14 protein-coding genes are annotated in these 13,034 nt (G+C 40.3%); all 14 read left to right on the top strand.

The genetic code is table 11. From position 1 onward, the window contains the following. Nucleotides 1–32: 32 nt before the first annotated feature. The 14 genes from FRX45_RS20545 (at nucleotide 33) to FRX45_RS20480 (ending at nucleotide 12,964) form a co-directional block, all read left to right on the top strand. The gene (locus FRX45_RS20545; RefSeq protein WP_193311793.1) at nucleotides 33–599 is read left to right on the top strand and encodes an RNA polymerase sigma factor; all 567 of its coding nucleotides are present in this window, start codon (nucleotides 33–35) and stop codon (nucleotides 597–599) included. Beyond that, the gene (locus FRX45_RS20540) at nucleotides 596–1,045 is read left to right on the top strand and encodes a hypothetical protein (RefSeq protein WP_152270360.1); all 450 of its coding nucleotides are present in this window, start codon (nucleotides 596–598) and stop codon (nucleotides 1,043–1,045) included. The genes FRX45_RS20545 and FRX45_RS20540 overlap by 4 nt, the downstream gene beginning before the upstream one ends. 62 nt (nucleotides 1,046–1,107) lie before the next feature. Then, nucleotides 1,108–1,530, top strand: a complete 423-nt coding sequence (locus FRX45_RS20535) for a hypothetical protein (protein ID WP_152270359.1) — start codon at nucleotides 1,108–1,110, stop codon at nucleotides 1,528–1,530. A gap of 25 nt (nucleotides 1,531–1,555) precedes the next feature. Continuing rightward, complete coding sequence (locus tag FRX45_RS20530) at nucleotides 1,556–3,250, top strand: S41 family peptidase (RefSeq protein ID WP_152270358.1); 1,695 nt, start codon at nucleotides 1,556–1,558, stop codon at nucleotides 3,248–3,250. Between the two features lie 164 nt (nucleotides 3,251–3,414). Next, nucleotides 3,415–4,080, top strand: coding sequence for a DinB family protein (locus FRX45_RS20525; RefSeq protein WP_152270357.1), 666 nt, complete (start codon nucleotides 3,415–3,417; stop codon nucleotides 4,078–4,080). A gap of 263 nt (nucleotides 4,081–4,343) precedes the next feature. Continuing rightward, nucleotides 4,344–4,739, top strand: a complete 396-nt coding sequence (locus FRX45_RS20520; RefSeq protein WP_226805491.1) for a VOC family protein — start codon at nucleotides 4,344–4,346, stop codon at nucleotides 4,737–4,739. A gap of 162 nt (nucleotides 4,740–4,901) precedes the next feature. Then, entirely contained in the window at nucleotides 4,902–5,255 is a 354-nt protein-coding gene (locus FRX45_RS20515) for a toxin-antitoxin system YwqK family antitoxin (RefSeq protein WP_152270356.1), read from the top strand. 316 nt (nucleotides 5,256–5,571) lie between these two features. Then, nucleotides 5,572–5,934 (top strand): nuclear transport factor 2 family protein, encoded by a 363-nt coding sequence (locus tag FRX45_RS20510; RefSeq protein WP_152270355.1) that lies wholly within the window; start codon nucleotides 5,572–5,574, stop codon nucleotides 5,932–5,934. A gap of 372 nt (nucleotides 5,935–6,306) precedes the next feature. After that, on the top strand, nucleotides 6,307–6,717 hold the full coding sequence (locus tag FRX45_RS20505; protein WP_152270354.1) for a VOC family protein: 411 nt from the start codon (nucleotides 6,307–6,309) through the stop codon (nucleotides 6,715–6,717). Nucleotides 6,718–7,043: 326 nt separating this feature from the next. Beyond that, nucleotides 7,044–7,418 (top strand): DUF2200 domain-containing protein, encoded by a 375-nt coding sequence (locus tag FRX45_RS20500; RefSeq protein ID WP_152270353.1) that lies wholly within the window; start codon nucleotides 7,044–7,046, stop codon nucleotides 7,416–7,418. Nucleotides 7,419–7,689: 271 nt separating this feature from the next. Further along, nucleotides 7,690–9,339: a hypothetical protein gene (locus FRX45_RS20495; RefSeq protein WP_152270352.1), complete on the top strand. Its 1,650-nt coding sequence runs from the start codon at nucleotides 7,690–7,692 to the stop codon at nucleotides 9,337–9,339. A gap of 361 nt (nucleotides 9,340–9,700) precedes the next feature. Further along, complete coding sequence (locus FRX45_RS20490; RefSeq protein ID WP_226805490.1) at nucleotides 9,701–10,756, top strand: sensor histidine kinase; 1,056 nt, start codon at nucleotides 9,701–9,703, stop codon at nucleotides 10,754–10,756. Nucleotides 10,757–11,103: 347 nt separating this feature from the next. Then, nucleotides 11,104–11,955, top strand: coding sequence for a sugar phosphate isomerase/epimerase family protein (locus tag FRX45_RS20485; protein WP_152270350.1), 852 nt, complete (start codon nucleotides 11,104–11,106; stop codon nucleotides 11,953–11,955). A 430-nt stretch (nucleotides 11,956–12,385) separates the two neighbouring features. Beyond that, entirely contained in the window at nucleotides 12,386–12,964 is a 579-nt protein-coding gene (locus FRX45_RS20480) for a Crp/Fnr family transcriptional regulator (RefSeq protein ID WP_152270349.1), read from the top strand. The last annotated feature ends 70 nt before the right edge of the window (nucleotides 12,965–13,034 follow it).

Genomic DNA, 13,034 nt, shown 5'->3' with positions numbered 1-13,034 from the left:
ATGAAAATGAAAATAATGTGATAAACCAACACATGGTTGATAAGGCATTATGTGGTGACACAAGTGCTTTCAGGACTATTATGAAAAATACAGAAGGGTTGGTAGCTCAAATTATTTTTAGAATGATCCCGTATAGTGAAGACAGGAAAGACATTGCACAGGACATTTATTTAAAAACATTTAAAAATCTGGCAAGTTTCAAATTTCAGGCGAAACTTTCTACCTGGGTCGGGCAAATTGCTTATAATACCTGCATCAACTACCTTGAGAAGAAAAAATTAGTTTTTCCCGGCAATATCAGCGATGATAACGGGCCTGTCAGCGGAGTATTTTTAAGTAATGCAACTAACCCATTTGATAATCAAACTGAAGAGCGCATTTTTAAAAAGGAGCTTTCTGAAATTTTAAAGACTGAAATAGATAAACTTTCTCCGGTTTATAAAACATTAATAATGCTTTATCACAATGAAGATTTAAGCTACGCTGAAATAGCACAAATAACTGAACTGCCGGAGGGAACGGTAAAAAGTTATTTGTACAGAGCAAGAAAAGCACTAAAAGATAGTTTATCCCTTTCTTATCAAAAGGATATGTTATGACAAACGAACATCTTAACGATGCTGAGATTCAGCAATATGCTTTGCAAAAAATAGATTGCGATATTTATATTACAGAACATATCCGGCATTGTGCAAATTGCCAGGTAAAAGCACAGCAATATGCACTTCTGTTTGAAGGAATTAATCAGCAGGAGAAACCGGTTTTTGATTTCAACCTGGCTGATTTAGTTATAGCGCAATTACCTGAAACCCAACATAAGGTTTCATATGGCAATGCATTCTTTTATTTTATTATTTGCATTGCTATTTTTTCCGGCTGCACAATATTCTATTTTTTGGGAACCAACTTATTGAGACTGTTTTCGGGGATAACACCAATATTAAGTTATTTGCTCATTACTACGGTTACAGGGCTTTTAGTATTCCTGTGTATTGATATGTATCGAAAATACCTGACAAAAATGAAGACCTTAAAATATTATTGAATTATTGCAACATTCAATGTATACACCTGTCTAATGAAGCAGGAAACATTAAAATAATAGGTATGAAAAAGACTATAAATATAACAGCAATAATTGCCACGCCATTTGTTGCAAATGCCCAAAACATTAACAGCCCGGCAATTGACAAAGAAATTTTTAATGTATGTGCTACCATTTTTGTGCTTGGGCTCTTTATGATATTCATTCTGGTGATTTTAAAACGGATTATGGAGTATCGCATTAAAAATAAAATTATAGAAAAAGGGATTCCTGAAAATATAGTCTCGTCTATTTTGCAAACGAATCCTAAAGAAGACAGAAATGCCAACATTAAATGGTTTGCAATTTTAGCAGGTTTAGGAGCCGGGCTCACCATCATTTATTATACACTCCCTTTAGGCATTCACTCTTTAGCTATTATGGCCTTCTGCATTGCCGCCAGTTTTTTAGGCTATTTCTTTTTCCTTAAGCGATCAGAAAGATAGCATTTCACCATTAAGATATATAAATATGAAACTAGTTCAATTACTCACAACGTGGGATAGGAAAGGTATGGCCCTCTGTGCAATAACGCTATTGTCAGTACAAACTGTTTTTGCCCAGCAAAAACTGCCCATAATAAATGCCACATCAGAAAAAGTGGACGTGCGGGACGGAGAGGTTTTTCAAAAAGCTGTATGGAACCTCTCGCCGGACGTGAAACCCGATGTTTATTATGCTTTGGAGCCCGTAAGTGAAAAAAGGATAACCTTTTACACCGATACAGATTCTATTTCCTTTAATGTGGTTGCAGGAAAGAAGTATGATTTTTTGATTGTATTGAATAATACAGATACTTGCTACACCCGGATATCGACGATGAGAACCGTGAAAGAAACTGAGGTGAATACGGTTTCTTTAAAACCGATGGAAGAACAAATGTTAAAACAGGATTTTACAATTTTCCGCAAGGCATTGCAAAATGAGCATGCCGGATTATACCGCTACAAAGGAAAAAGGGAAATGGACAGATTGTTCGACAGTTGCTTTGTTACATTAAATCATTCTATGACGGCATTAGAATTCGGTAAATCAATCATGTTCTTAATAAGTTCCATTGAAGATGGGCATACCGGCACGAACATACCACGTTTGTTAATGAATTATTATCCTGCAAATGAGAAAATGTTCCCACTGCAAACTTTCTTCATCCATAATAAAGCCTACGTGCTTTGCAGTAATGCCAGAGAACTTCCGGCCGCAACTGAAATTTTAGCTATTGATAATGTGCCAATTGGAGAAATCAAAAATACATTATTGCGGTATTTGCCTTCTGACGGGAAAATTGTGACTAAAAAGAACCAGGTATTGAATAACGGCGCTTTCCCTTTTCTTTACCGCTGGATTTTTGGAAACAAAGATTCTTTTTGCGTTCAATATAAGACCACAAAAGCCGGGATTAAAACCATTAACATCGCTGCCGAAATTGTAAAAGATTTTGAATGTGCTGACCGAAATCAATCCGCAGACATAAAGCCTTTGCAATTGGAGTTTCCTCAAAACAATATTGCTTTGCTAACTGTACATTCTTTTGATGACAACAGGTTAAACGGCGCACAACAAAATTTCAACAACTTTCTGGAAACCGCATTTAAAGAAATTAACACCAAAAAAGTTAATAATTTAATCATTGACATTCGTGGCAATAGTGGCGGAGCAGATCACTATGGCGCCTTGCTTTATTCTTATCTGGCAAACAAGCCTTTTAAATACTTCGCTTCTATCGAATCAACCACAAATAGTATTCAATTAAAGGACAACCCGCTTCTTGGTATGCAAAAACCACAAGAAAATAATTTTGCCGGGAAGGTTTTCTTTTTGATTGATGGATTATGCTTTTCAACAACAGCAGACTTTTGTGCTATAGCAAAAAGCAACAACAGGGGTAAATTTATTGGAGAAGAAACAGGGGGAGGGTACTATGGCAATACTTCCGGAGGAATAAAAAATGTTATATTACCTAACAGTAAAATCAATATCACTATTCCTAAATTCAAATACGTAAATAATGTGAAAAAGACTAAATACAAAGACCGGGGAATAATTCCCGATTATCCTGTTATCCCGGAAATTGAGGAAGTTATTCAGCATAAAGATGTTCAACTGCAGTTTGCACTCAAATTAGCAAAGGAAGCGGTAAAATGCAGGATAAGATTGGCGGAATAGCCACTTCAATGCTAAATATCCCATTATAATAAAAACCAGTTATTGCTTATCTTCAGGTGATAAATAAAACAGCATGGAGCTTCGGGACATACTCTTCATATGTCCCGGTGCTGCAAAGCCGTTTGAGGCATTTCATTTCATTAACTTTTACAAAAAAACATTTTATGGAAAAGATAATAAAAGGTGCCGGTCGCAGACAGTTTATTAAATCAACTGCGGTTATCTCTACCGGTCTCACAGGTCTGGCATGGTTTCCTCAAATGAGCCGGGCTAACGATAAGTTGCCGGTGGAAAGTATTCATATCATTGGGCCTAAAGAAGGATTTTCACCACAGATAGGAACGCTTGTTTCTATGATGAACTGGATGCGCACTGCGGTTTTACATTCGGTTGCCAACATGAAAAAGGAAGACCTTGATTATTTGCATGACGCGAAATCCAACACCATAGGCGCTATGCTTTTACATTTGGCTGCTACGGAAGCTTTTTACCAGGCCAATACTTTTGAAGGCCGGCAGGATTATAACGAAAAAGAAAAAGCAACCTGGGGGGCGGCTATGACATTGGGAGATGAAGGCCGTAACAAGATTAAAGGCAACAACCTGGATTATTACCTTGCGGTTTTAAAAGAAACCAGGGAAAAAACAATAGCGGAATTTAAGAAACGTGACGACAAGTGGCTGATGGCAACTGATCCGGCATTTTTTGATAGTCAGCCTACCAATAATTACTGTAAATGGTTTCATGTTTGCGAGCACGAATCGAACCATAACGGGCAGATCAAGTGGATCAGGAGCAGGCTCCCCGGGGCAAAATCCGGTAATGAATGAATTATTATGGAACGGCATAGGAAGCAACGCCCGAACATCTATGAAACAGATCCGGAAATTGAAATTCAGCTAAATTACAGTTATGGAAAAGCAATTCTTTTTTAACGGCTCAACCCACCCCGCCCTGATTTTCATTTAGACCAGCGTGAAATGGAAAAGCAGATCATGAGCCAGCAAACCCAGTATTGGATATCATTAATAGTTTATAGTTTGTTGTTTATGGTTTGAGCTATCATTCTGCTTCATTACTAAATACATCATTTATGACCACAATGCATACACCCGCATTTGCACCACAGCTTTACATTAAAAGCGGCGTTACCAATATCGAGTTTTATACCAAAGGCCTTGGTGCAACCGAGCTAAGGCGCTTTACCAATGATGACGGCAGCATTCATGTTGCGGAACTATCTATTAACGGCGCCATTTTTCACCTCCACGAAGAAGTGGATAGGTCCGGGGAATACAGCCCGGAGAAATACAATGGCGTAACCGCAATTATCGGTCTTTTTGTTTCAGATGTGGATGCCTTTATGCAAAATGCTATAGCGGCAGGTGCAAAGGAAATTTCTCCTGCGCAGGATTATGATTATGGGTACCGGCAGGGTAAAATAAAAGACCCTTTCGGGCATATCTGGATGTTTGAAATGAAAATATAAAGCAAACTGTTGGATGCCATTCACTCAATCAATATATGTTTAAAAGGGATAAACTTGCCTGTATAAATTCGGGCGTCAATTTGTAGCTTACATTCACAAACAAAGAGAAGATTAAATAATATTCTTGGCGCACAGAAACTTGTAAACAAAACGATTGTAATTATGAAAACAGATAACAGTAGGTTTGACAAAGAAGGAAAACTTAAACAAGGCGTTCACAAAGAATATTTCAAGAACGGTTCTGTTTCCTGCGAAGGAAATTTTAAGGACGGGGAACGGGCGGGGGAATGGAAATACTATCTTGCAAACGGACAATTAAAGGCGATTGGCAATTATGTAAATGGAAAAATGACAGGAGAATGGAAGTGGTATCGTGAAAATGGAAAACTTATGCAGACAGGTTCGCTTGACAATGAAATTAAAACGGGAGTCTGGACGAGATATAAAGAGGATGGAAGCCTAATGGACAAAACAGAATTTCTTAGCGGCAAAAAAGGCAAAATTCAAAAGTATTAAACCAATTAAAAGCAACGTACGCCAGCAATGTATTAGTGCCTGCAGTATCAGACTTTAAACAATGAGTTGCAGCTCCGCATTATTATTGGTCTCGCACCGGGGTCTGCATTAAGCAATAGGCACAGCTATGCGACCCCGGCGAAATTTATTACCAGCATATTACCTCCCATCAGTTCATCATTTTGTGCAATTAGACATTGGTTCCGGCAACGGAATTCTAATGAGGATTTGTTCATAACTTCAACTTTAAACGTTGCTGGCAGGGCTAACAGGCAGCATCTAACGAATAATGCAAACCGACATTAAAAAAATATTTATGACGACTCAATTAAAAGATTTAATTAAGAAAGCATATTCTGCTTTCAATGAAAGAGACATTGACAAAGCGCTTTCAACAATGCAGCCAAATGTGCAATGGTCAAAAGCCTGGGAAGGTGGCTACATTAGCGGTCACGATGAAATAAAAGAATATTGGACAAGACAATGGAAAGAGATAAATCCAAATGTTGAGCCAACTGGATTTAATGAAAGACTGAACGGAAGTTTAGAAGTTGAAGTTCATCAAAAAGTAAAAGACTTACAGGACAATTCAATGTTTGATGGTAAGGTAAAGCATATTTATACTTTTGAGAATGGCTTAATAAAAACGATGGACATTGAATTGGCAGAGAATAATTAAATAATTTTTTTTCAGAACAATCATTGCGACTAACAGGAACATACCCATAGATTCCCTGGTTGGTATCCTAAAAAAATTTTCAGTTTTATAAATAAATGAATAGGTTTGATCACCATTTCAGTCTGCACCCTGTACAATACCTATAATCAACCCATTAAATTCCACGAATGTAATAGTAAAGTGCTGGCTGCAAGCTATAATGACAACGTTTTAGTGTTGAACCAAACGTAATAAAACAACTAAAACAAACCTTTTTATAATTGCCGCGATATGCCTTCAATTTGTCGTAACTCTACCCTCTGAATTTTGAAAAATAAATCATCTTTACGGAGAATTTAACCTGATTAAACAAGCTGAGTAAAAGCATGAATTATGAATAGCGACCATTCAATGAAACTTGACATCTATGTCAACTATCCGGGACATTGCGAAAATGCATTCCGGTTTTACGAGCAGCATCTTGGCGGAAAAATAAATATGATGATGCCTCACGAACAACCGCCTCCCAATTTTCCGAAAGAATGGAAGAACCCAATTCTTCATGCAATAAAGGAGATAGGCGGTACTATGGTCAGAGGGGCCGACATTCCTGGTGCCGAACCTATGCGTAGCGCCTATCTTACGCTTAGACTTGATACACCGGAGAAAGCAGAACACATCTATAACCTGCTTTCCAGTGATGGCGAAATCTTTATGAAGATGGAAAAGACTTTCTTTGCAAATCGCTTTGCCATGCTGCGTGATAAATTTGGAACGGCATGGATGCTTCTTAATGAAAATTAGAAATCGCTTCTTTCATATTGCGTATAGAAAATTTGAGCATTAAATTAAATAACAAAAGCCTGCAGCAGGCGGTTTGGTAATATGGCGGGGCGATGAATATATGCTCAACTTTTTGTTCGTTATCCGGTTTCAGTTCCAACAGACGAGTAACGCCAGGCAATAGAATAAACAATGAACTTTTATTTATAAATTTAGCAACGGTTACGGGCTGACGATTTTCAAATACCACCACATCGCAAAGTTGTACTGTTGTATGAATGTTAAACGACCGTTCCCTCACGGGAAATCACCAAAAACCTGAAACGCCGGCTGAAAAAATATAAGATATGAACAATTCCAACACACAGCATCAGCGTATCGCAAAGATGACCTTCGCCTCGGTTTATCCGATGTATCTCGAAAAAGTGGAGAAGAAAGGCAGAACAAAAGAAGAATTGCACCAGGTGATAGAGTGGCTAACAGGCTTCGATAACAGGAAGCTGCAGGAACTGATAAAAGAAAAGGTAACTTTTGAGACATTCTTCCAGCGTGCTTCGATACATCCCAATGCGCACCTCATAACAGGAGTAATCTGTGGGTATCGTGTAGAGGAAATTGAGAACCCCTTGACGCAGCAGGCCAGGTACCTGGATAAGTTGGTGGATGAACTGGCCAAGGGCAGGAAGATGGAGAAGATATTGCGCGGTTCCCAGGGTGCTTGATAGCATCGTTGCTATACACAACCAACCCGGACGGAAGCGTGTCCTGTTGTTGCGTTTATAGTTCGCGCTGAGGTCTTCATAAAAGGGCTATTGCGGGTAGCATGAGACCCTGGCGCCTGGCTATTCGCCGGGGTCTCGCTCTCCACAAAGTTGCCCATGCTGTAAAGACCCCGGCGGGATAATCACGCCGTGATACGGTTTGTCGGTAAATCTGCGATCTGACAACCCAACTGATTTTTTTGAAATTGACGCTTATTAAAATATGCTCATAATGAAATATACGCTCTTATTCTTCTTCTTATCAACCTTTGTAATAAGTGCGCAGGGGCAGGCCCAGAACGCGCCTGAACGTGTAGTGATAACATCCAAAAAGGAGAAAACCCGGGTAAACATTAATGAGAATGGTGAATTACAGGTAAATGTATCTCCAAAGGATGTGCATAAATTTAAAGCCGCCGGCATGGTCCGCTATAGTGATTTCGGCGCCAGGGGCAACGGCAAAACCGATGATATAGACGCTATCGCTGCAGCTCATGCATTCGCCAATCAAAACAAACTTTTGGTGAAAGCCGATGAGGGAGCCACCTACTACATCGGGGGAAAGGAGCGCACAGTGGTCATCCGCACCGACACCGATTTTGGCACGGCGGTCTTCATCATTGACGATACCGAAGTGCAAAATCGCAATGCACCTGTTTTCATGGTCAGCTCCGGCCTGCAACCGTTTACACTTGAATCTATCTCTTCACTGAAGAGGAACCAGGAGAAAATCGCCGCGGCTTTGCCCGGATCCTGTCTCATTACCGTTACCAACGCTCATGTAAAACGCTATATCCGCTTTGGGCTGAACCAAAATAACGGATCTCCGCAAACAGATATCTTCGTTGTTGATAAAAGCGGCAGGGTGGATATGGATGCTCCCATCATATGGGACTTCGATCAGGTCACGGACATCACCGCTCTTCCCATGGACGGGAAGACACTGCACATCACCGGAGGCCGTTTTACCACCATTGCCAATAAAGCTGAATCGAAGTACACCTATTATAGCCGGAATATCGCGGTCAGACGTTCCAATGTTGTTGTGGATGGGCTTGAACATCGCGTAACCGGGGAAGGAGACCATGGTGCGCCCTATGGCGGATTCATTAATATTAGTGACTGCGCTTACGTAACGGTTAAGAATACCGTGCTCACCGGGCATAAAACATACAGTACCATTGGCGCGGCAGGGAAACCTGTGTCCATGGGCACTTACGACATTTCGGTGAACCGCGCCCTCAATGTATCATTCGTGAACTGCAGCCAAACAAATGATATCAACGATAGAACCTACTGGGGGATCCTGGGTTCCAACTACTGCAAAAATCTGCTTTACGACAAATGCACGCTTTCCCGCTTCGATGCCCACATGGGCGTTGCCAACGCCACCATCCGCAACTCCACCCTGGGACACATGGGCATCAATGCTATCGGCAGCGGGATCTTTACGGTGGAGAATTCAACAATTAACGGCAGAACGCTCATCAACCTGCGCAGCGATTATGGTAGTACCTGGCAGGGAGAATTCTTTATCCGCAACTGTGTTTTTGTGCCCCAGGGCGGCAAACCAGCCAGCGCCGCCCTGATTGGCGGATCTTATTCCGGTGAGCATGATTTTGGTTACACCTGTTATATGCCTGAGCGGATCATCATTGAAAATCTCCGGATTGAGGACTCCAATCATCCGGAGGATTACCAGGGCCCGGCCATTTTTTCAAATTTCAATCCACAAATGACCGCAGATTCCTGCCACGAGCAATTTCCCTATGTGAAAACCAGGGAAGTTGTACTCAAAAATGTGACCACTGCCAGTGGCAGGGACTTAAGGATCAGTGACAATCCGTTTATGTTTAAAGATGTGAAGATAGTTACCGATTAATGTTGCACCGTGCAGGGATCTTCATAAAAAGCGCTTGTGCCAGGCCGTGAGCCTCGGTGCTGAAAAGTCTTTCCTTTCCCGGCCCGGCAGCCGATACCGCATTCCCATCGCCTCTGTTTATACCCGGTGTAAAATTTGATGCAGGCACCATGCTTAAAAAATTACACTATATTAGTTACGGGTTTCGCCGACCTGGTGCTTATCGGCATCAAACGACTATAAACGCTTTTAAACGTTTAAAAGCGGGTAATTATAGTTAGAAAGATGTGGCAACCGGTGTGTAAGCTACAGCCTATGGGACACCCTGCAACTTTCAAATTGACTTTAAATATTGAACAAAATGCCTGAAAAAAAACGACAATTGCAAGAACTTATCGAACATAATGATGAGTTAGAGAATTATTTTAGGAATACGATAATTCCACAATTGTTTGTAGATGGACAATTAAAACTGCAAAAATATACGCCTCCTGCAATGAAACAGTTTAGTCTGTCTGCCAGTGATCTTGGAAGACCTATAAGTGACATACAGGATAACTTCCGTTTTCCATCCATTATAGACAATATTCAGCAGGTTATTGAAAGCAATGAAATTCTTGAAAAAGAAATCCAAACTACTGACCTGCGCTGGTACCAGATGAATATCATCCCCTATGTAAAAATGAGGGATCATAAAACGGATGGCGTAATTATAACTTTTGTTGAAATTACCATGCGGATAAAAGATTTGAAAGAGCAGGAAAAACTAATAGCGGACCATGAAATTTTGTTAGACACTATTTCCCATGACATAAAAAACCCGCTTGCTAATCTGGTATTGGCAATAGAGTTGTTTAAAGGTGTGTCTCCAAAAGATGAAAAGGAATTCAACTCCCTTCTGAAAATTGTTGACAGTGCTTTAACAAAAATGCACAAACTCATTAAAGAATTGACCGAAGTGAGAAAGGATGAGTATAAATATAAATCCGAAGAAGAACTTCTAAATTTTGAACATATACTGGAAGATGTTCGGCTTACGTTAAGTGATAATATAATTGCTGCAAATGCAACAATCACAAGTGAAATTAATATATCAGAAATCACTTTTTCCAGAAGAAAATTAAGAACAATTATCTATAACCTGATCAACAATGCCATAAAATTCAGGGCTGCAGAACGGCAGCCTGAAATTGTTGTTACTACTGGAAAAGAAGATGATTTTATAGTGATATCAGTAAAAGATAATGGTATAGGTATTGACGAAAGTAAGTTTGGCGCAATATTTTCAAAGTATTACAGAATAGAAAATGCCATTGAAGGTTCAGGCATAGGCTTATATTTGGTAAAAGAAATTGTTAGTAATGCGGGAGGAAAGATCTTGGTGAAAAGCCAGTTCGATAAAGGAACGGAATTTCAGGTTTACTTAAAAGCCGAATAGTGGTATCGGGGGACAGAAGCAGTGGTTAATAGTTACAGCATCGTTGGGCATTTGTTCGGGCACGAAAGGGAGCTCCGGGCTAAGCACAAATCATAAACTTTTATTTCTATTTTCATTATCAGTTGATCGGGCCCGACGGAATGCTATTTCCCGGCAGGCAAAAGCCCTGGTTATTAAGAAACTTTTAGGACAACCTCGATTATTACAATCATTAACTGCCTGACTTTGAAAAGAAACTTTAATTTCATAAGCAATCCCGGAAAGTTGACGGGTAACGTTTATGTAAAACCAGGCAACGGCCTAACTTTCAGGGGTGGGATACTTATTTTCCTGACAATGATGATCTCCTGCACAGATCCGGTAAAAATGCTTCCGCCGAAGGTGAGCTGGCCGCCCAGCTTTGGACATTCCGGTACGAGCTCCAAAAAGATGTTCCCGGAACTTTAAAGAAGATCAAAAAACTGGGCATTAACTACGTGGAAGGATTTGACGCTCCCTACATTGTTGGCAACCCGGATGAATTCAGGTCGCAGCTTGACGCGGCAGGCCTGAAGATGTTTGCTCTTCACTGGAACAACATGAACGACTGGCGAAAGGATCCAACGGTTATTATTGAAACGGCCAAAAAATTGGGTGCACATTATACAGGCATCGCCTGGCTTAAGGTTTCAAAGGCCGACACGGTAACACTTGATGTCGTTAACGAAGCCGCCGGCATCCTCACAAAAGCCTGCCAGCAGGCACAGGCCGCAGGACTTCAGCTTTACTATCACATCCATGGGTACGAACTGCAGCAAATGGCTGACCAAAGCACTTTCTTCGACAGCTTTGTAAAGCACATCAACTACAACTGTGTTCGCCTGGAAGCTGATATATTCTGGGTTACGTATGCCGGCCAGGATCCGGTGCAGTTCATGCACAGGTACCGGAAAGGGGTTGAGCTGCTGCATATCAAGGACATGGCGGATCATGTACCGACGAGTGCTTTTACCGGCGCTAATTTTATGCCACCCGACATGCCCGCTGAAAATTGGGTGCCCCTCGGTAAGGGTAAGATTGATTACAAGTCCGTGTTTCAGAAGGGGAAAGAGATTGGTGTGAAATGGTATATCCTGGAGATGGATAAGTATAACGGCGACGTTTATGCAGCCGTGGATTCATCGCTTGCTTATATTAGAAAGGAGAACCTGTTGCCATGATCCAGCGGGAGCACCTGAGAAACTTTTGTATCGCGCGGGACTCTGCATTTAAGCAATGGGCATAGCTATATGATCCCGGCAAAATTTACAACGCTGCGATTTGCTGGCCAAGCCCCATTACCAGCGGGTTGCCTCACAGTAACCGCAAAAAATTTTTTAAATTTTGTAAATAAATGAATAGGTTTGATAACCGTTTCCGTCTGTACCCTGTATAATGCCCAATATTCAACTCATCCAATTCTATGTATGTAATTTTCGGTGCCAGTAGTAGTTGAATTGTGAGCTTCATTTATGCGGCTATGAGTACTGTACCCTTGAAACAAAAACCGTTTATAAACGCTTAGAAGCGTTTTAAGCGTTTATAAGGTTTAAAAATAGGCACGTATGCGGCAATTGAAGTGTTGTATACTATGCGGTGGACTCTCTAACTATGACAGACAATACAAAAGCCCTACTGTATAAAAAAATTACCGACTTGACAGAAATGGCTCAGCCAAGTCTTGATAAACTTTTTGAAGCCTCTTCGAGACGAGAACTTTCTAAGGGCGAAATCATTTTAAAACAAGGACAGATTTGCAAGAACATTGTATTCGTTGAAAAAGGATATTTGCGAACTATTATTGACAAAGACGGCATTGACATAAATACAGACTTTACATTTGAGAACAATTTCACTACAAATCTAAAAAGTTTGCGTTCTTCCACTCCTTCTGACACAACAATACAAGCTGGCGAACCAGCAATTATTTATGAATTTGACAAAGAAAAACTTTTGAAACTTTATAAAGTGTCGCAGGAAATAGAATCATTTGGAAGAAAACTTTTAGAACAACTGCTAATAGCGCAAGAAGAACATACAAACTTATTCAAACTTTTTACACCAACCGAGCGGTATCACTTTTTACAAACAAATAAGCCACAAATAATTCAACGAATAAGCTTATCTCAAATTTCATCCTATTTAGGTGTAGCAAGAGAGACACTAAGCCGTATCAGAAAGAAAGGTTAGCACGCATTTTGTGACTTTTGTCTCAGGTAGTGTCTATCTTTTTTTCTGAGCTTTGCAGTTCATAAAATAA

Source organism: Agriterribacter humi (assembly GCF_009192765.1).
In the GTDB taxonomy this organism is placed as follows: domain Bacteria; phylum Bacteroidota; class Bacteroidia; order Chitinophagales; family Chitinophagaceae; genus Agriterribacter; species Agriterribacter humi.
The sequence above is the reverse complement of the archived record's forward strand: the minus strand, read 5'-3'. Positions and strand labels throughout refer to the sequence as shown.